We start from the raw sequence: 18,407 nt of genomic DNA, 5'->3' as shown, positions 1-18,407 counted from the left end.
CTGTCTTATGCTTTTAATGTTCCTTCGGTTAAAAAGAACCTTTTGTTACACTTTTCTTTCCAATATTCATTTTTAGAGATAATTATCACTGTCCAGTTCTTATCTTTTGCAGTCAGATAGTCTATGATGCCTTTTGCAGACAGCTCGTCTACCTTTTCAAGTGGCTCTTCCAGAAAGAGTATTTTAGGGTCGGAAATAATACACCTGGCCAACAATATTTTCTGAATTATGGAAGAACTCAACTGTTTTCCTTCGGAATGAACCATGGTATCCAGTCCGTTCGGTAAGGATTTTATATATGTCGTAAGCTGCATACTTTCAATAACATTGTGTATCTCCTGCAGGGGTATTCCCGGATTTTTACAGGTAATGTTTTCCAGAATTGTCCCTTCAAAAAGATTGTCGTTGATTGTTATGGTACCTATGCAGGAACGATAATCGTCAATGGCATATTTACTGTAATTGGCATTGTTTATAAAGATGGTACCGCCTGTAGGTTCTATGACCCGGCTCAATAGACGTATAAGGGTGGTTTTACCCGCACCGTTTGCTCCGTCGATCAGAATACGATCTCCCTGATTTATGGTCAGGGAAACATTTTGCAGGATAAAATTCTCGGAATCCGGGAATTTATAGGAGAGCTTATCGGTTTCGATACGCATAGTATCGGAATCCAGCAGGTAATCGGTATTCTCCGGACCTGAAGCGGACTCCAGATCCATATCTACTACTTTGCCTATCTTTTCCAGGGAGGTAAGTACATCGTAAAACAGTTCAATACCGGAAAAGAGTTTTTCCACCGCGGTAATAATGGTTAAAATAATGATCTCCGCCGCGACAAACTGTCCGATGTTCATCTGCTCGTTAAGCACCAGTATTCCTCCAATAATCAGTAGGCCGGCGGTGATGAGTACCTTAAACCCGGTTAGCTGGATGAACTGTTTTCTAAGTATGCTAAAATGATTTTCCCTTTGCTCCAGGTAACTGTTTACGAGTCTGTCATTTTTATGCAGGGCAAAATCGAATAGTTTATTACTTTTAAAACTCAGATGATTCCGGGCAATCTCCTGTAACCAATGAGCTACCTTATATTTGTAGTCGGATTCTTCCAGGCTTGTGGAAAGTCCCGGATAGAAATTCAGTCTGAAGATAAGGTACAAAAGGACGATTAGAAAAATTCCGAAAAAAATAAAAAAAGGATGATACAGCGACAGCAGGACAATACCGAAAAGTATTTGTAGTGCCGCCCCGGAAATATCCAGCAACAATTTGGAAAACCCCTTTTGCACGGTAAGCGTATCGAAAAAACGATTTGCCAGCTCGGGTGGAGAATAGGGATATAACCTGTCAAATTTGATCTTCGGAAAACGATATGCGAACTCAAAAGAAGATCGTACGAATATTTTCTGCTGAAGGTTTTCTGTAATCCTGTATTGCATAATCCGGAAAATACCCACCATAGCTACTCCTGCAACCACTATGATTACCAATACCACCCAGGAAGTGCTCACTTTCCCCGCCTGCAGGAAATTTACGATGGACTGGATGCCCAACGGAAGAGATAAACTTATAATCCCCGCCAGGATGGAATACAGGATAATCTGGTAAATGTCTTTTTTATCGAGACGCAGCATGTTGCGAAATCGCTGGATAGGAGTCATAGCAATATTTTATTAATGTTTTCTATATAAAACGCGGTGATATTCTTTTCTTTTTCACAAAAATCCGTAATCGTCGTAAAGTGATCTTTCAGGTAACGCTGGTGTAAAGCTCCTTCTACAATGGAAGAAGCAAGGCTTTTTATATACGGATAATCCGGATTTACATCCGAAATCAGTGCCGCGAGCCTGTTGATAACACTTTTGTAAACCAGAAAAAAGCCCTGCCGGTTCTCTTCATCCACCTCTTTGGTGAGGAATGTCTTGGTAAACTCTGCAATGATGATCCTGTTCAATACCGATTCCCGGATAAAAGTTGTATTGTCGTCATCTTTTACTGCTTCCGTTATTTTTCCGATGGCTATGTGCAACCGCTTCAGGGGCGGCTCAACATTCAGGGTAGCCAGGGCCATGCGGTACTCCATCCACGACCAATACCAGGAAGACAGGTAAAGCAGTAATTTGTGCTTGTTTTCGAAATAACGATATACCGAACTCTCGTTGGATCCGATAGATTGTCCCAGTTTCTTAAAAGTAAAAGACTCAAAGCCTATTTTGTCTATTAACAAAATACTGTGCTCCAAAATCTTTTTACCCAGGGTGGAGGTTTCGGGATCTTTGAGATAGAGTTTCTCATTGATCCGTAATCTGATATTTCCCAATATATTATCCATAACTATGATCTGTGAAATGCCAACAAATATAATAGTATTACTATCATATTTCGAAAGTTTAACAATTGTTTTTGAAAGTATTACAGGTTAAAAGGTGAAGGTTATATTTTAATAATTGTGGTTGGTCCGTTTAATAATCTTTCAGTCAAGCCGGAAATAGCTGGTAGTGGTACTGTATTTACAATATAGAAGTCTGTGGCCTGTATCTTGTTTTCAATTAGCCGGTGTTAAAGAAATATATTATTGACAACAAGAATTTTAGTATTTTCCGGTCGGAGTATGACCACTGGTAACGGGAGTCTGCCTGCTAGAGAAGAGAAATTGTTTGTCGGCAGGTAAATGCAAAGCGAATGATCTTATCCTTGTATCCCGAGGGCATGATATGGAGAACGTGGTATACTTCGTTATCCCTGCCCGGAAGACGGTTCTTTTGTCATTAGCGAAATGACGATGTAGAGTATGATGATCACGGGGATAGCGGCAAATTTCAGGAGAATCAGTGATACTGCACAGAGGATGAGAAAAACATATTTCACCGTATTTTCCTTGAATCCCCAGTTCTTGAATTTCAGGGCAAACAGTTTTATGTTGGCATTGAGTATGTAACAACTGAGAAGCGTTATACTGATAAGCACCCAGGTATTGCGGATAATTGTAATGGCCAGGTCGCTGCCCTGATAGATAAGGATCAACGGGAGCGAAAGAATAAACAGTGTATTGGCCGGGGTGGGGAGTCCAGTAAACGATGTCTGCTGGTCATCGTCAATATTGAACCTGGCCAGGCGGTATGCAGAGGCCAGGGGGATAAGCAGCCCCAGGAAAGGGAGAAACCCTTCAGCTGTGGTCAGGTCGACAGAAAGTTCATGTTCCCATGAGCCGGGGTCCACGCTCATTTGCAGCAGGTGATACATAACAATGCCGGGTACCACCCCGCTCGTTACCACATCGGCAAGGGAATCCAGTTGCAGGCCCATTTCACTCTGTACATTGAGCTTTCTTGCGGCAAACCCGTCAAAAAAGTCGAAAAGGATACCGAGGAATACAAAAAGTGCCGCGGTCTCCATTCGTCCGAGTACGGCATGTATCACGGCTATGGTGCCGCAAAGGAGGTTAAGAAGGGTGAGGATATTTGGAATATGTCGTTTCATCCGGTATAAAGTTTTGGTAAAAATACCATTAAATTTTTGCTGTGAAAAGACAAAAGAGAATATAGCTGAAAAGTTATTGTCTTATGGCCTTGTTAAGATAAAAATACCTCTTAAATCCTGCAAAGAAAAACCGAAAACAGCAGAATATCAGCATAAACCGGAAAACACAGCGCATAAAACTATGGATTTTTTTACCTGACGACAAAGGTTGACAGGTGAGGGCAGCATGAAGGTTTTTGTTTAAATTGCACGGGTGATTTTTCACATAAGTTTGGTAACTTGCCCGTTTATAAGGTTAATAAGTCCGGTACCGCATCCCGGAATATATGGTTAATACAGTAAAAATGACAAAAAACAACTTGCTTCTCGCCCTGGTATCGGGCTTGTTACTCGCTGCGGGCTGGCCTGTGTACGGAGTTCCCGTCCTGCTTTTTATGGCCTTTGTGCCGTTGCTCCTCGCCGAAAAAAATATAAGGACATCCGGCCGGAAGAGAAGGGGACTGAAAGTTTTCGGGTATGCCTATCTCACCTTTGCGGTGTGGAACAGCATAACCACATGGTGGATATGGTATTCCACGGGTTTCGGTATGTTCTTTGCCATAGTGGTCAATTCACTGCTGATGACGCTTGTGTTCTGGATGTATCACCTGGTGGCCCGGAAGCTGCCTTCCAAAATACACCTGGTATTTCTCCCGGCACTGTGGATCGCTTTTGAAAAGTTTCATCTCAACTGGGATTTCTCCTGGCCCTGGCTCAACCTGGGTAACGGTTTTTCCGAATACACTTCCTGGATACAATGGTATGAATACACAGGAACTTTTGGCGGTAGCCTCTGGATCTGGATCGTGAATATAGGGGTTTTCAAGACCGTGGAACATTTTATCCGGATAAAGGATAAGAAACAGCTGTCCCGTGGTGTAGCCCGTAATGTGCTGGTAATTGCAATTCCGGTTATCATTTCTTTGTTTATTTACCAGGGGTATGAAGCGCCTGCCGAAAAGGTAGATGTTGTGGTTTTACAGCCGAATGTAGACCCTTACAGCGAAAAATATAGTCTCAACAACCGGATTGTAGCCAAAGCACTTACGGAACTGGCCCGTGATTCGGTTGATGCGGATACCGATTATGTAATTGCCCCGGAAACCACGCTTTCCGAAGGTACGGATATAGACAATTTTGAACGTTCCCGCGCCAGGGCCGTACTACAGCAGTTGCCCCGGGAATATCCGGGCTTGAATGTTATTACGGGAGCCGATTTCTACAGGCGTTACCAGCAGAAAGAACAACCTACGGCCACAGCCAACAAAATACCGGGGGGCGGATGGTTCGATGCCTACAATGCGGCCGTAAAGCTCGACAATACCGATAGTGTCCGGTATTATATAAAATCGAAACTGGTAGTTGGTGTGGAGAATTTCCCTTTTAAAAATGTACTTGAACCGCTGTTGGGAAATATTATGATCGACCTGGGCGGTACGGTGGCTTCACGTGCTGTACAAAAGAAACGTACGGTGTTTACCTCGGCAAACGGAGAGTACGGGGCAGCACCCATTATCTGTTATGAATCCATTTACGGGGAGTTTGTAACCGGATATGTGAAGAATGGGGCCAATTTCCTCGCCATAATTACCAACGACGGCTGGTGGAGCGATTCACAGGGACATAAACAACACCTGAGCTATGCACGGCTAAGGGCCATTGAAACCAGGAGAAGTGTAGCCCGGAGTGCCAATACGGGGATCTCTGCTTTTATAGATCAGAAGGGCGATGTGTTAAAAACATTACCCTACGGCACCGGGGGCGCCCTGAAAGGAAGCATTGCACTTAACAATAAACAGACGTTTTACGTAAAATATGGCGATTATATTGCGAGGCTTGCCGTTATGGTGGCCGTGTTACTCCTATTATATGCCATAGGCCGGAAGAAAATGAAAGGAATAGGCTAAGTTTTCGGGCACATGGAGATTCTTCGCTTCGCTCAGAATAACATGTGCCCGAATTGTTTAATTTTTCCTGACGCTCCCGGATACCGATTTACCTGTTGAAACGGATTCCGGGTTACCGGAGTAGCGGATATCCCCGCCGCTGCTTGCGCTTGCCGTAAGATCTTTGGTGACATAGAGGGAAATGTTACCGCCACTGCTGGCTTCTGCATTGCATTCGGCAACTTCCAGGTCGCCGGCTTTTACGGAACTGCCGCTGCTGGCCCTTACTTTCAGGGTATTGGCCCTGCCTTTTATTTTAAGGTTGGCGCCACTGCTGGCCCGGCAGGAAATGTAATCGGCTTCCGTTTCGAGGCGGAGTACACTGCCACTGGAAGATTTCAGTTCCAGGCGGTCGGCTTTCAGGATGTTTTCCACAAAAACATCGGCTCCGCTGGAGGAAGCAATGGCTTCTATGTTCGGGGCACTGATGTATACTTTTTTAGACTTGGCCTTGCCAATATTCTTTTCCGAAAAAACATGGAGTTCGTCGCCCCTTACTTCGGTACGGATGATGTCTAGGAGATTTTCATCGGCCTCTATACGAATGGCTGTGGCAGGACCCTGTGTGATGTAGACTTTCAGCCCGTTACCGGCCTCAATGGTGTTGAAACCTTCGGGAATATTCCTTTCTTCGGTTTGTACATTGCCGTTTCCGGTAACTCCCATGATACGGTCTAATTGACAGGAGGACAGAAAAAGGGAAAGTGCTGCTGCGATAAGGATTTTTACTACTGTAGTCATAACGTTTCGTTTTTTGGTTGATAGATGATTATTAAGATGAATGATTTAAATAGTATTGTTGTTATTGCAAAATTCAGATGCTTTTATTGGATGCTGTAAGTTTTGTTACCGAACTGTGTTTATTTACCGATGAGCCGTCATACCGTGGTATCTTTTTTGCTTCCGGCCTTGATCTCGATCCCCTTTTCGTCAATCTTCATTTTGAAATTTTCCCCATTCTCATCCTTGATGTCGATATCAATACCGTTGCTGTCTATTTTTATTTTTTCGTCTTTCTCATCTTCTGTTGTCGTTGTTTCTTCCTCACAGTCCAGGCAAATGAGTTCTTCCTTTCCCGTTTTCCAGTAATGCCCGGGCATATTGTATCGGGAATATCCCATATTGTTGGCAAACCTGTATCCGAGGTTTCTTTTCAGTGAAGGGTCCATGAAAACAACGGTGCCTTCGGGGAGCGACAGGGTAATTTCCACTTCCTGTTCACGGTATTTGTTTTTGTAATCGGTAAGCAGATAGTCCTGAAAAGAAAGCGCGTTGCCCGTAATTGAATACGCATATTCTATATTGGACGCTTTTTCCCGGGCTTTTTCATAACTACTGCTTTCGGCACTTTTGTGTATTTTTACCTGCGGCAGGGAATCTTCTGCGGTTGCAAAGTTGATTTTAACATCTTCCAGGTATAGTTTTTTAGTGCCGTTGTTCATTACAATGTCAAAATCATCATTGTAATACCTGTCGTCCCAGGAACCGTAACTTTCGGTTTTTACCCACAGGGTATCGGATAGAGGGAGAGACAGTTGCCTGGTTTCCGTAGAGCTTGCCGTAAATGCCTTTTCTGTGGCTTGTTTTATGCCGATTATGGTAAGTCCGATAACAGCGATGATCCAGAGCGCCAGCAATACGTATTTGGCCGTACTCCCAATGGATTTCAGGTTATTGACCAGTATCTTGAGTCCGAGGAGGAACAGGAAAAAGAACGGAATACCTATGGCCAGGAAACTGAACAGGGATACCAGCCATACGGGGACTCCCGTTGTGTTCACCACTTCTATGTAATGTGTCCACGGCCCTTCCACAAAACCCACGGAGCCGAAGGTAAAGAGGCCGATAAACAATCCTATAATAGTGGATGCGGCACATATGATAAGGATAATGCCTATGAACTTGGCAAATACCTTGAGCAGCACCAGTACGGTATCGCCCAGAAAATCAAAGAAGGTCCTTGAACTGGATTTTACCTTGCTGCCTACTTTCTTGTAATCGACATTCTTTACTTTTTCAGAGACTTCGTCAAAGCCTTCCCTCACTTTCTTTTCTATATTGCTGATGTTAACGGCCTCGCCTTTCATGGCGAGTTTCTGTGAGGTGGTCGAGGCTTCGGGAACCAGTATCCAGAGCAGAATGTATATCACTATCCCCGAACCTGCTCCTCCTACTACGAGCAGAATCCACAGGAGGCGTATCCAGATGGCATCGATTCCGAAATAATGTCCCAAGCCGGAAGAAACCCCGCCTATGTATTTATCATCAGGATCGCGGAACAGCTTTTTGCTTGTTTTTTGCTGCGGTTGTGAAGCGGAGGTTTCCTTTTTGGGCTCGTCTTCAAAGATCTCCTCATCTACGAGGTAATCTTCCGGCTGGCCCATAATGGTGATGATCTCTTCTACTTCGGCCATGCCGATCACCTGTCTTTCGTTCTTTATCTTTTCCGTAAAGAGTTCGGCGATGCGTGCTTCGATATCGGCAACGATCTCATCGCGGCCCTGTGAATCGGTAAAAGAACGCTTTATGGTGTCCAGGTAGTCCCTGAGCTTTAAGTAAGCGTCTTCGTCAATGTGGAAGAACAGTCCGCCCAGGTTTATATTTGTCGTCTTATTCATTGTCTGAGGTTTTTTGGCTTGTTACAATGGTTACTGCGTTGTGGAGCTCTTCCCAGGTGGAAGAGAGTTCATGTAAAAACAATTTTCCCGTATCGGTAAGGGTATAGTATTTTCTCGGAGGCCCGGAAGTAGATTCTTCCCAGCGATAGTTTAACAACCCCGCATTCTTTAGCCTTGTGAGGAGGGGATATATCGTTCCCTCTACCACAAGCATCTTTGCGTTTTTCAGGGTTTCCAGGATCTCTGATGCATACTTGTCCTGATCCCTGAGGATGGACAGGATGCAGTATTCCAGAACTCCCTTACGCATCTGTGCTTTTGTGTTTTCGATCTTCATGAGTTCATAATGCTTTAATTAACTGTTCGTTTTTTGATTGACGGTATTTTGATTGATGAACGATGGTCTTAGCTTAAAAAAGGTATGGTAAAGGGATATCTGTATAGAATGCCCTCGTGTGCACGTAATGCGGCTATGATGGTACAGATAATGTTAAGAAGGAACAGCCCCAGGGCAAGGGTGCCGAACACTCCCCAGAGTATCAGGTATTCCCCGAGATTAAAAATATTTCTGAAATTGATATCTATAGAATGTGTGTTGAGTTCAGACAGATTGGTGAAACCCATGAAATCCCATGTGGTAAAAAAGGCCAGGGGAACGGCCAGGATGCAAAGGGCAATATTGTAAAGCAGTATGCTCACCTGGAAATTAATGGCCTGCTTGCCGTGATATTCCACAAAAGGGGAATTTTTCTTGTTGGACATCCAAAGGACCAACGGAAGCAGAAAATTCCCGAAAGGGATAAGGTATTTTGAAAATGTAGAAGCGTGTATGATAGCCGCTACGTTTTTATGATTTTGTGTGATAGTTGAGTCCATAACCTATTATTTTCTTATGCAAATATATATTCAAAAACAGGTATTATGCAAAACATAGTACTATAAATTAACATATAATTAACATTTAAAGGAAATTGTAATATGCTTGAAATACGGTGTTTAAAGGGCTTCCGTAATATTTTCCGGAATTTTATCCAATTCCTGGGTATTTTTGTTATTGTCTGTTTTGTACTTTTTCTAAGGATATTTTCAATATCTTGTCGCATAAAAGCACATCTATGAAAATGAGCCCTGCAAAACTGAACACTTTTACCATGCTCAAACTACCTTCGGCCTGGTTGTGTGGTGTTCGCGTGAAAAGTATAGACGGAGTGAGTTGCGCGGTGACCGTAAGACACCGGTGGATCAATCAGAACCCGTTTAAGTCGATGTTCTGGGCCGTGCAGGGTATGGCTGCCGAATTGTCTACCGGAGCCATGGTCATCAGCAAAATACAGGCTACGGGAAAAAAGATCTCCATGCTCGTGGCCAGCAATAATGCCGCTTTTTCCAAGAAGGCCAGAGGAAAGATTACTTTTATATGCAGTGATGGCGACCGTATAGAAGAAGCATTGCAGAAAACCATAGCCACCGGGGAAGGACAGACTTTCTGGATGCAATCCGTGGGCAAGGATGAAAAAGGGGACGTTGTTTCCACCTTTAATTTTGAGTGGACCGTGAAAGCTAAGTAGTTTTGGAGTTGGGGAGTCTTGGAGTTCGTGAGTTAGTATGTTTAGATGTTGCAGCTAATAAACAGTCAAAAAGAAGCTATCACTGTGCAACTCAACTAAAAAACTAAGAACTAATAAACTCATCAACTAAGAAGTTTTGGAGTTGGTTAGTTGGGGAGTTCGGAGTTTTTTGGTTATTGAGGACTGATGACGGAATACCGGGGACGGATGTTCTTTTTCGATTGATGAAGACAAGAGCGGGCCTTAAAAGAGAGCTGATACCAAAGGGAAAAAGTCCCGTAGGGGACAACCGAAAAAACATCCGTGTATCCGTGGCCGGCCAATTAATCCGGAGATCAGTCTACAATTTTTCGCGGGATATCCCTGGATAACCTGGCTAGGAGTTCGTAGTTCAACTGGTCACTGTAATCACTGAAGGAAGCTACGGACATATCGTCCTGTCCCTGGGCACCGATCATAACCACTTCATCTCCCTTTTTAAGGTCGAGTATCTGGGACACATCGACGATCATCATATTCATGCCCACACTGCCTACCACCACACATCTGCGGCCGTGTATCAGCACCCGGCCCTGGTTGCTGAGCGAGCGGCTGTAACCGTGCGAATACCCGATGGGGACTATGGCGATCTTCACTTTTTGTTTCGCCATAAAATGGGTACCATACCCTATAAAATCCCCGGCCTTTACTTTTTTTATACTCATTACTTCGCTTTTCCATGCAATGACCCTTTCCAGAGGGTCAGCCTTGCTTTTTCGTTTGTTCAGCAGGCTTACAAAGGTTTCCGGGCTGGGCCACAAACCATATTGCATGATGCCGATCCGCACCATGTCCATACGGGTTTCGGGGTACATCATGGCCGCGGCAGAACAGGCCGTGTGTCGTGTCTCCGGGTGGAGGCCCTCCCTGTTGAACTGGCTGTGTACTTTTTTGAATACTTTTATCTGCTCTGTGACCCGGTAGTAGTTGGCTATGCTTTCCGCTCCTGCGTAATGTGTGCACAGGCCCTTGAGGGTTACGTGTTCTTTCTCTTTTTGCAACAACCGTATCACCCCCGGGATTTCCCGCATCCCGAAACCCGTGCGGTTCATTCCGGTTTCGACTTCAATATGTACTCCGGCCTTTTTCCCCAGTTTTTTGGCAGCTTTTATAGCCTTTCGTAAGCGGTCCTTTTCAAAGACGAAAAAGGAAACGTTATGGTCAATTGCCCAGGTAATGGCCTCGTCGTCTACAAACCCCATAATCATGATCTCGGTGTTTTTCTTCACTACCTGTTTTACCTTTTTCGCTTCGTGGGAATCAAAAACAGAAAAATGATTAATACCGCAGTGCAGGGCCATGGTAGCAAATTCCCTGATGCCATGTCCGTATGCATTACCCTTGACTACCGAAGATATTTTTACATTCCGCCCAAAGGTCCGTTTTAAAAAATAGAGGTTCTTCTTCAATGCGGACAGGCTGAGTTCTATCGTGGAGTTCGTATGCATGATTTATAGCTTTTTATCGATTAGTAGCAGAAGTTGAAAAGCATGTGCCGGGATTACCGGGTAGCTAAAGCACAATTTTAATGTCTGCCGTCTGTCTTTTTCAATATTATCCGATCACCGTTCCCCGGAGGTTGCTTTTTTAATCAGTTCGTAAAACATCCGGATACCTACGGGGATGATCTCATCCGGAAAATCGTAGTCCGGGTTGTGCAGGGCAGGGGTATTTTCCCCTGCGCCGAGGCCGAACATGGCACCGGGGTATTTTTGGGTGAACAGGCCGAAATCCTCGCCCCAGCCAAAAGGGGTGTCTTTTTCGTGCAGGTCAAACCCTTGTTCAGTGGCTGCTTCCCGCATCCACGCTACGGCCTGTGTATTATTTTCATTGGCATAAAAACTCTGGGTCCAGGAAATATTGACTTTCAAACCGTATTTACGGGCGGTTTCCCGGGCCGTTTTTTCTGCAATTTCTTCTATCTTTTTCATGTTGTCATTTCCCTTGCAGCGAATGGTAAAGTGGATCTCTCCCTCACCGGCCGACACGCCATAGGCCTTTTCGCCCATTCTTATATGTATCGGCGCTACCTGGCAAAAGTCGTCAGAGGCCAGGTCAGGTTTTACGAGTGCCTGAAATTCCTGTATGATGGTTGCAATAGTATGAGCAGGGTTGATCCCTTTTTCAGGTTCCCCCGCATGGGCGGTTTTTCCTTCCAGGGCAATTATAATACTGTTGACCGCAGGGGTAAAAACCCCATCCTTAATAACGATCTGTCCTTTGGGAAATCCGGGAAGATTGTGGAGGGCAAAGACATAATCGGGGGTGATTTCCCTGAATCTGGTATCGGAAAGCACACTTCTTGCCCCGTTCCCGTCTTCCTCCGAAGGCTGGAAAAGCAGAACAACCCGGCCTTTGTCAGGGCGTTGTTTGTGCAGTAACCCGGCCAGCCCTGCTACCATGGTCATATGCCCATCGTGTCCGCATTTGTGCGACACACCCTTGCTTTCGGAACGGTAGTCGAAGGTATTGATCTCCGGGATGGGCAGGGCGTCCAGTTCACAGCGGATCAGGACGGTATTGCCTTTTTCCTTCCCTTCGTAAACAGCAGCTATCCCGGTTCCGCCGAGGTTTTCTATAATTTCGTCGGGGGTGTATTCCCGTAAAAGGGATAGTATGGTCTTTGCCGTTTCATATTCGTTGCCCGATACTTCCGGGTGCCGGTGCAGGTACTTCCGCAGCCGGACCAGTTTATCCGTGTCGATAGTAATATTTTCGATCATTAATTCAGGGTGTTTTTCAGGAGAAACCTATGTTGTAATGGGGTGATGGTTCCACTAATTTAGGAAATTCACGGGGAATGGAAGGCAAATGAGGGCGAAAAGTCTGTTTTCGGAGTTGATGAGTTTCGGAGTTCGGGAGTTCCTGGTTTTTTAGTTAGGAGTGTTGCTTTTTGATTGTTTGAAAATAAATAGCTGAATAATTCAAAACAGACTATAACGTACTTAAAACCTAACCAATTCCAAAACTCCAAGACTCCAAAACTCCCACCCTTTTGTTCTGTTTTCCGGTGTCCCGGCTTTCACATTTTTGTTTTTTTACGTATTTTATTGGCAAACAAAGACTTTTGCTATGAAAAATCCCCTGAAAAACCTGAAACAATTCGTGTTTCCTATCTTGACCTTTGTGTTATCGGTAGTGATCTCCCTGTTTAAAAGCACTTTTTACAGTATGGATGCGGGAATAGGGCAGATCGCGGAAAAACTCGCAGTAATACTGCTCATTACCAGTTTTGCCTGGGCGGCCATCATTGTTACCGGAATCGTCAAGAAGCTTTTCCTGAGGCATGCGGACATCACGGTAGAAAACAACCTGCATTCCCGGAAACTTTACACGCAATACAACATCATAGAACGAATTGTCGTATTTATTATCATCCTCGTGGCCATAGCGCTGGTACTCATGTCTTTTGAAAATATCCGGAGGATAGGGATCAGTATATTTGCTTCGGCGGGTGTAGCGGGGATTATCCTGGGGCTTGCTGCGCAGAAAGTTTTCGGTTCCATGCTGGCCGGTCTTCAGATAGCTTTTACACAACCCATCCGGGTGGATGATGTTGTGGTCGTGGAAGGCGAATGGGGGCGTATTGAAGAAATCACATTAACTTATGTTGTAATAAGAATATGGGATTTGCGGAGACTGGTAGTCCCTTCAACCTATTTTATCGAACACCCTTTTCAAAACTGGACGCGCACCAGTGCGGAGATACTGGGAACCGTATTTATCTACACCGATTATTCCGTCGATTTTGATCGCATTCGGGAAGAACTTACACGTTTGCTCGAACGCTCCCGGCTTTGGGACGGAAAGGTCAATGTCCTGCAGGTCACGGATGCCAAAGAGAACAGGGTAGAGGTGCGGGCCCTGATGAGCACGCGCAATTCTTCGGATGCCTGGGACCTCAGGGTGTATGTCCGTGAACAACTGCTCTGCTTCCTGCAGCGCGAGTTTCCCGACAGCCTGCCGAAGACCAGGGTATTTGTGGAAAACAACAAACCGGGAAGCGTTGATGCGTTCTGAAGGAACCAAAAAAACAACCTAATGAACTCCAAAACTCCAAAACTCCTCCAGCAAAAAATACTTGTCCATTTTTCGGTTGTACAACAATCTGCGATGTCGTCATTTTGTATCAAAAACAAATCATGAGCAAATACGAAAAATTTTTACAATTGCACCATCGCCCCGCGCCGTTGATGCTGGGGAATGTCTGGGACGCAAAAAGCGCTGAAATTATAGAACAAAACGGGTTTGAAGCCCTGGGCACTTCAAGTGCGGCCATTTCGCATATGTTGGGTTATGACGACGGGGAAAACCTGTCTTTTGACGAATTGTTATTCGTGGTTAAAAGAATAATTGCCAAAGTGAATATACCGCTGTCGGTGGATATTGAAGGTGGTTATGGAAGAAACGTGTCCGAAATCATCGGGAATATCGAAAAACTGCATCAACTGGGAGTAGCCGGGATCAATATTGAGGATTCGAAGGTACGAACGCAAAGAGAACTCCTTCCGGCCGAAGATTTTGCAGGGCTTATCCGGGAGATAAAAGACCATTTGAACCGAAAAGCAAAAGCGATGTTTATCAATGCCAGGACAGATACTTTTATTCTCGAAGTGCCTGATGCAGCCGAAGAGACGGTAAGAAGGGCCCGATTATATGAAGAAGCCGGGGCCGACGGGCTTTTTGTGCCTTTTATAGCCGGGGAGGATGCTGTAAAACAGGTCGTATCAGCCACCGCGTTACCCGTAAATGTGTTGCGTATGCCCGACCTGCCTTCGTTTGATATCTTGTCGGAATGGGGGGTTAAGCGGATAAGCACCGGCAATTTCATCCATTCGCAGCTAATGGATATATTTACACAAAAGATAAACCACATACGGGCCCGGGGCTCGTTCAATACCCTGTTTGAAAATGCTGATCACAGAAAAAAATAAAATAGAACGGTTTTATAAGGCCCTGCTGGAAAGGGACAGCGAGCACTTAGGTGTTTTCTACGTATGTGTAAAAACCACGAAGGTATTTTGTATAGCCACCTGCCGGGCCCGGAAACCCAAACCGGAAAATGTATTTTTCTGTACCACTGCAAAGGAGGCCCTTCAACACGGTTACCGTCCCTGTAAGGTATGCAGGCCTACAGAGAACGTGGATGAACCGCCGGAAGAAGCCAGGGAATTAATGAAAATGGTAGCGGCACATCCGGAGAAAAGAATTTCCGATGGTGACATCCGGAAAATGGGTTTTGCCCCGGAAAAAATAAGGAGGTGGTTTAAGAAACACCACGGGATCACGTTTCAGACCTACCAAAGGATGATCCGGATCAACACGGCTTTACGGGAATTGAAAAAAGGCACACGGGTCACGGCTTCGGCCTTTGATTCGGGCTATGAATCCCTCAGCGGTTTCGGTACGGCTTTTAAGAATGTTTTCGGGGTGGCCCCTGAAGATGCTTACAAACGCAATGTCATATATATTCACAGGATCACCACCCCGCTGGGCCCCATGTTTGCCTGTGCTACGGAGAAGGGGCTTTGCTTGCTTGAATTTACGGACCGGAGGATGCTGGAGTTTGAATTCAGGGATTTGTCCAAAAGGCTCAGGGCCGTAATAATCTCGGGCAGCAATATTCATCTGGAAACCACAGAAAAACAGATCGACGAATATTTCGAAGGAAAAAGAAAGGAATTTGATATCCCCCTGGTGACCCCGGGAACGGATTTCCAGCAGAAAGTCTGGCTAAAACTTCAGGACATACCTTATGGAGCTACCCGTACCTACGGGGAGCAGGCCGTTGCTATAGGTCAACCTACGGCAACGAGGGCGGTGGCCCGGGCCAATGGCTTTAACCGTATTTCCGTTATTATACCCTGCCACAGGATTATAGGGGCTAACGGACAACTGACCGGGTACGGCGGTGGAATCCCCCGGAAAAAGTGGTTGCTGGAACACGAAGGAAAACATAAGTGATATCTGTGCCACTGTAACGAACCTGTTCTTTTTTATACTAATATTGTATGTCAATCTTAAAACACAAAACAAAATGACAGCGCACGAAATAGATTACCACATTTACGGGGAAGAGATGCAGTATGTAGAGATTGAACTCGACCCGCAGGAAGCAGTAGTGGCCGAGGCGGGCAGCTTTATGATGATGGACAACGGTATAAAAATGGACACCATCTTCGGGGATGGATCGAATCAAGACAAAGGAGTGTTGGGAAAACTGTTCTCTGCAGGGAAACGTTTGCTTACCGGGGAAAGCCTTTTCATGACGGCTTTTCTGAATGTAGAGGGCGGAAAGAAAAAAGTGAGCTTTGCTTCTCCCTATCCCGGCAAGATCGTTCCCATTGACCTTACCAATTACGGCGGAAAATTTATCTGCCAGAAAGATGCCTTCCTCTGTGCCGCAAAAGGCGTGAGCGTGGGGATAGAGTTTTCAAAACGCCTGGGACGCGGATTCTTTGGCGGGGAAGGCTTTATCATGCAGAAACTGGAAGGCGACGGTATGGCCTTTGTCCATGCCGGGGGGACCATGGCCCGGAAAGAACTGGCTCCCGGAGAAGTACTGAAGGTAGATACCGGTTGTATCGTAGGTTTTACCAAAGATGTGGATTACAATATTGAATTTATAGGAGGTATTAAAAACACGGTTTTCGGAGGCGAAGGCCTTTTCTTTGCCACCTTGCGCGGCCCCGGAATTGTTTACATACAGTCACTGCCGTTCAGCCGGCTTGCAGGAAGGGTATGGGCCGCAGCACCGCGGGGCGGTGGTAAGGATAAGGGAGAAGGCAGTGTTCTCGGCGGTCTGGGCGATATGCTCAGTGGCGATAACCGGTTTTAATGTGCCAATTGGCTAATTAACGTGAATAATGTTTAAGCTTTATGGATGAAAAGCATTTCAAAATTACAACCCTTGTTTGAAATTTTTAACAGGCTCCTTCCTTGATCCCGATAACTATCGGGACAATCGGGATCGGAGGGTTTGAAAGCACAAGCCACAGGAAAAACACAAAAGCCGGGGATATACCCAAAATTTGGGCCTGGTCAAACTCCCCGTCCCTCAAGAGGGGAGCCTTTTTTCTTATCCATTATTCACGTTAGTTATTTTTTCACCCTTACGGTTTCCGGCACCAAACCTGTGTAGTCCCCTCCGTTGCGGATAACATCTCGTACAATGGAAGAACTGATATACGATTTCCCGGAAGAAGTAAGCAGGAATACTGTTTCTATTTCCGACAGTTTACGGTTGGTATGGGCAATGGCCTTTTCAAATTCGAAATCGGCCGGGTTGCGCAGGCCCCTCAGGATAAACCCGGCATTGATCTTTTTGCAGAAATCAACGGTTAATCCCTCGTAGGTCATGACCTTTATCTTGGGAATTTCCCGGAAAGCCTCTTCTATGAAGTGTTTTCTTTCTTCTACGGAAAACATGTACTTTTTTTCGGCATTGATCCCGATGGCGATAATGAGTTCGTCAAACAGGGTCAATCCCCGTGTGATAATGTCGTAATGTCCTAAAGTGATGGGATCAAATGACCCCGGAAAAATTGCTCGTTTCATGGTTCAGATGGTTCAACGTTTAAAATTGTATTCGGCTCCTGAGCCCTTCGGCACTTCGACTTTGCTCAGTGCAGGCAAACTCAGGATAAACTAAAGGCGAAGGGCCTCTATGGCATTATTAAAGAGTTCCTCCGGCGAAATACCTGCTTCCCGGGCCTGTTGCGGTAAAATACTCTCTGCTGTAAGTCCCGGAACGGTATTTACTTCCAGCAGGTGGGGCACATTGTTTACAATAATGTATTCACTGCGGCTGAAGCCTTTCAATTTTAATATTTCATAGACCTTTCTGGCCATGTCCGATACTTTTGCCGTCATTTCCGCACTCAGCCTTGCCGGGGTAATCTCCTGCGACTGGCCGAGGTATTTGGCGTTAAAGTCGAAAAAATCGTTTTCCGACACGATTTCGGTAACGGGCAGTACGGTAGTTTCACCTTTATACTGAATAACGCCTACCGATACTTCCGTTCCGTCCAGGAAGGATTCTATAATGATCTCGTCATCCTCTTTGAAGGAGTGTGCTATGGCAGCTGAAAGGTCCTTCTTCTCATTGACCTTTGATATTCCGAAACTGGACCCTGCCTTGTTGGCCTTGACAAAACACGGAAGCCCTACCTTGGCTATGATATCATTTGTGTTAACAGCATCCCCCTTGTTGAGGTAAAAGGAAGTGGCGCATGGGATACCGTAGGCTTTCAGTACCGAAAGACAATCCCGTTTGTTGAACGTAAGGGCGGCCTGGTAAAATCCGCAGGAGGTATGCGGAATGTCCAGGAGGTCCAGGTAGGCCTGTATATAACCGTCCTCGCCCGGCGAACCGTGTATGGCGATGAAAACACCGTCGAAATTTATCTTTTTACCTTCCGGTGCTATACTGAAATCGTGCCTGTCTACCGGGAATTCCGCTTCGTCGTTATTTACATAAACCCACTTGTCCCGGAAGATATGGATTCGGAAAGGATTGTAAACCTCGCGGTTCAAATGCCGGTAAACCACGTTACCGCTTTTCAGGGAGATTTCGTATTCGCTGGAATATCCCCCCATCAGGATCGCAATATTTTTTTTCATCGGCTACACGAAATAGTTCCGTAAATTCGTTTAATCAAAAGTATTATTTATAAATCAAAAGAGAAAAAAACTTTCAGGATTAAATTTTAATTGAA

At 45.3% G+C, this 18,407-nt stretch carries 17 protein-coding genes; 6 read left to right on the top strand and 11 right to left on the bottom strand.

Annotation, left to right across the window (positions count from 1 at the left end; genetic code table 11):
- Positions 1-5 precede the first annotated feature (5 nt).
- From LS482_RS02870 to LS482_RS02860, 3 genes are all read right to left on the bottom strand, one after another.
- Entirely contained in the window at positions 6-1,661 is a 1,656-nt protein-coding gene (locus LS482_RS02870; RefSeq protein WP_233030246.1) for a peptidase domain-containing ABC transporter, read from the bottom strand.
- Positions 1,658-2,332, bottom strand: coding sequence for a TetR/AcrR family transcriptional regulator (locus LS482_RS02865; protein WP_233030245.1), 675 nt, complete (start codon positions 2,330-2,332; stop codon positions 1,658-1,660). The genes LS482_RS02870 and LS482_RS02865 overlap by 4 nt, the downstream gene beginning before the upstream one ends.
- A gap of 404 nt (positions 2,333-2,736) precedes the next feature.
- A complete protein-coding gene (locus LS482_RS02860; protein ID WP_233030244.1) occupies positions 2,737-3,480 on the bottom strand; it encodes a CDP-alcohol phosphatidyltransferase family protein in 744 nt (247 codons plus the stop codon).
- Positions 3,481-3,824: 344 nt separating this feature from the next.
- On the opposite strand from LS482_RS02860, the gene lnt reads away from it, so the two are divergent.
- Entirely contained in the window at positions 3,825-5,426 is a 1,602-nt protein-coding gene (gene lnt / locus LS482_RS02855; protein ID WP_233030243.1) for an apolipoprotein N-acyltransferase, read from the top strand.
- Positions 5,427-5,483: 57 nt separating this feature from the next.
- On the opposite strand, the gene LS482_RS02850 is transcribed toward lnt, so the two are convergent.
- The 4 genes from LS482_RS02850 to LS482_RS02835 all read right to left on the bottom strand — a co-directional run bounded on the left by LS482_RS02850 (position 5,484) and on the right by LS482_RS02835 (position 8,959).
- Complete coding sequence (locus LS482_RS02850; RefSeq protein ID WP_233030242.1) at positions 5,484-6,206, bottom strand: head GIN domain-containing protein; 723 nt, start codon at positions 6,204-6,206, stop codon at positions 5,484-5,486.
- Between the two features lie 137 nt (positions 6,207-6,343).
- Positions 6,344-8,083 carry a PspC domain-containing protein gene (locus tag LS482_RS02845; protein ID WP_233030241.1) on the bottom strand — a complete coding sequence of 580 codons (1,740 nt, stop codon included), beginning with the start codon at positions 8,081-8,083 and terminating at the stop codon, positions 6,344-6,346.
- A complete protein-coding gene (locus tag LS482_RS02840) occupies positions 8,076-8,420 on the bottom strand; it encodes a PadR family transcriptional regulator (protein ID WP_233030240.1) in 345 nt (114 codons plus the stop codon). Before LS482_RS02840 ends, LS482_RS02845 begins: the two co-directional genes overlap by 8 nt.
- Positions 8,421-8,488: 68 nt before the next feature.
- The gene (locus LS482_RS02835) at positions 8,489-8,959 is read right to left on the bottom strand and encodes a DUF4870 domain-containing protein (protein ID WP_233030239.1); all 471 of its coding nucleotides are present in this window, start codon (positions 8,957-8,959) and stop codon (positions 8,489-8,491) included.
- Positions 8,960-9,198: 239 nt separating this feature from the next.
- Between LS482_RS02835 and LS482_RS02830 the strand changes: the two genes are divergently transcribed.
- Positions 9,199-9,651, top strand: coding sequence for a DUF4442 domain-containing protein (locus LS482_RS02830; protein WP_233030238.1), 453 nt, complete (start codon positions 9,199-9,201; stop codon positions 9,649-9,651).
- A 335-nt stretch (positions 9,652-9,986) separates the two neighbouring features.
- Here LS482_RS02830 and alr read toward each other — a convergent pair whose 3' ends face one another.
- Both alr and LS482_RS02820 read right to left on the bottom strand, forming a co-directional pair.
- On the bottom strand, positions 9,987-11,138 hold the full coding sequence (alr, locus tag LS482_RS02825; RefSeq protein ID WP_233030237.1) for an alanine racemase: 1,152 nt from the start codon (positions 11,136-11,138) through the stop codon (positions 9,987-9,989).
- Positions 11,139-11,252: 114 nt separating this feature from the next.
- A complete protein-coding gene (locus LS482_RS02820) occupies positions 11,253-12,413 on the bottom strand; it encodes an amidohydrolase (protein ID WP_233030236.1) in 1,161 nt (386 codons plus the stop codon).
- A 349-nt stretch (positions 12,414-12,762) separates the two neighbouring features.
- Here LS482_RS02820 and LS482_RS02815 point away from each other — a divergent pair, with 349 nt between their 5' ends.
- The 4 genes from LS482_RS02815 (at position 12,763) to LS482_RS02795 (ending at position 16,528) form a co-directional block, all read left to right on the top strand.
- Positions 12,763-13,710, top strand: coding sequence for a mechanosensitive ion channel family protein (locus tag LS482_RS02815; protein WP_233030235.1), 948 nt, complete (start codon positions 12,763-12,765; stop codon positions 13,708-13,710).
- Between the two features lie 122 nt (positions 13,711-13,832).
- The gene (locus LS482_RS02810) at positions 13,833-14,624 is read left to right on the top strand and encodes an isocitrate lyase/PEP mutase family protein (protein ID WP_233030234.1); all 792 of its coding nucleotides are present in this window, start codon (positions 13,833-13,835) and stop codon (positions 14,622-14,624) included.
- Positions 14,602-15,654, top strand: a complete 1,053-nt coding sequence (locus tag LS482_RS02805) for a bifunctional transcriptional activator/DNA repair enzyme AdaA (protein WP_302849377.1) — start codon at positions 14,602-14,604, stop codon at positions 15,652-15,654. Before LS482_RS02810 ends, LS482_RS02805 begins: the two co-directional genes overlap by 23 nt.
- Before the next feature lie 73 nt (positions 15,655-15,727).
- Complete coding sequence (locus LS482_RS02795; RefSeq protein WP_233030233.1) at positions 15,728-16,528, top strand: TIGR00266 family protein; 801 nt, start codon at positions 15,728-15,730, stop codon at positions 16,526-16,528.
- A 260-nt stretch (positions 16,529-16,788) separates the two neighbouring features.
- Here LS482_RS02795 and coaD read toward each other — a convergent pair whose 3' ends face one another.
- Together coaD and LS482_RS02785 are read right to left on the bottom strand one after the other, a co-directional pair.
- A complete protein-coding gene (gene coaD / locus LS482_RS02790; RefSeq protein ID WP_233030232.1) occupies positions 16,789-17,247 on the bottom strand; it encodes a pantetheine-phosphate adenylyltransferase in 459 nt (152 codons plus the stop codon).
- 90 nt (positions 17,248-17,337) lie between these two features.
- Positions 17,338-18,312 (bottom strand): D-alanine--D-alanine ligase, encoded by a 975-nt coding sequence (locus LS482_RS02785; protein WP_233030231.1) that lies wholly within the window; start codon positions 18,310-18,312, stop codon positions 17,338-17,340.
- Between the last annotated feature and the right edge of the window lie 95 nt (positions 18,313-18,407).

This window comes from Sinomicrobium kalidii (genome assembly GCF_021183825.1).
GTDB lineage: Bacteria > Bacteroidota > Bacteroidia > Flavobacteriales > Flavobacteriaceae > Sinomicrobium > Sinomicrobium kalidii.
This window is presented reverse-complemented; position numbering and strand designations above follow the sequence as displayed.

Excerpts from the sequence above, each read along its gene's own strand:
- LS482_RS02870 (WP_233030246.1), bottom strand. The coding sequence starts at position 1,661 with ATGACTCCTATCCAGCGATTTCGCAACATGCTGCGTCTCGATAAAAAA.
- LS482_RS02865 (WP_233030245.1), bottom strand. The coding sequence starts at position 2,332 with ATGGATAATATATTGGGAAATATCAGATTACGGATCAATGAGAAACTC.
- LS482_RS02860 (WP_233030244.1), bottom strand. The coding sequence starts at position 3,480 with ATGAAACGACATATTCCAAATATCCTCACCCTTCTTAACCTCCTTTGC.
- lnt (WP_233030243.1), top strand. The coding sequence starts at position 3,825 with ATGACAAAAAACAACTTGCTTCTCGCCCTGGTATCGGGCTTGTTACTC.
- LS482_RS02850 (WP_233030242.1), bottom strand. The coding sequence starts at position 6,206 with ATGACTACAGTAGTAAAAATCCTTATCGCAGCAGCACTTTCCCTTTTT.
- LS482_RS02845 (WP_233030241.1), bottom strand. The coding sequence starts at position 8,083 with ATGAATAAGACGACAAATATAAACCTGGGCGGACTGTTCTTCCACATT.
- LS482_RS02840 (WP_233030240.1), bottom strand. The coding sequence starts at position 8,420 with ATGAAGATCGAAAACACAAAAGCACAGATGCGTAAGGGAGTTCTGGAA.
- LS482_RS02835 (WP_233030239.1), bottom strand. The coding sequence starts at position 8,959 with ATGGACTCAACTATCACACAAAATCATAAAAACGTAGCGGCTATCATA.
- LS482_RS02830 (WP_233030238.1), top strand. The coding sequence starts at position 9,199 with ATGAAAATGAGCCCTGCAAAACTGAACACTTTTACCATGCTCAAACTA.
- alr (WP_233030237.1), bottom strand. The coding sequence starts at position 11,138 with ATGCATACGAACTCCACGATAGAACTCAGCCTGTCCGCATTGAAGAAG.
- LS482_RS02820 (WP_233030236.1), bottom strand. The coding sequence starts at position 12,413 with ATGATCGAAAATATTACTATCGACACGGATAAACTGGTCCGGCTGCGG.
- LS482_RS02815 (WP_233030235.1), top strand. The coding sequence starts at position 12,763 with ATGAAAAATCCCCTGAAAAACCTGAAACAATTCGTGTTTCCTATCTTG.
- LS482_RS02810 (WP_233030234.1), top strand. The coding sequence starts at position 13,833 with ATGAGCAAATACGAAAAATTTTTACAATTGCACCATCGCCCCGCGCCG.
- LS482_RS02805 (WP_302849377.1), top strand. The coding sequence starts at position 14,602 with ATGCTGATCACAGAAAAAAATAAAATAGAACGGTTTTATAAGGCCCTG.
- LS482_RS02795 (WP_233030233.1), top strand. The coding sequence starts at position 15,728 with ATGACAGCGCACGAAATAGATTACCACATTTACGGGGAAGAGATGCAG.
- coaD (WP_233030232.1), bottom strand. The coding sequence starts at position 17,247 with ATGAAACGAGCAATTTTTCCGGGGTCATTTGATCCCATCACTTTAGGA.
- LS482_RS02785 (WP_233030231.1), bottom strand. The coding sequence starts at position 18,312 with ATGAAAAAAAATATTGCGATCCTGATGGGGGGATATTCCAGCGAATAC.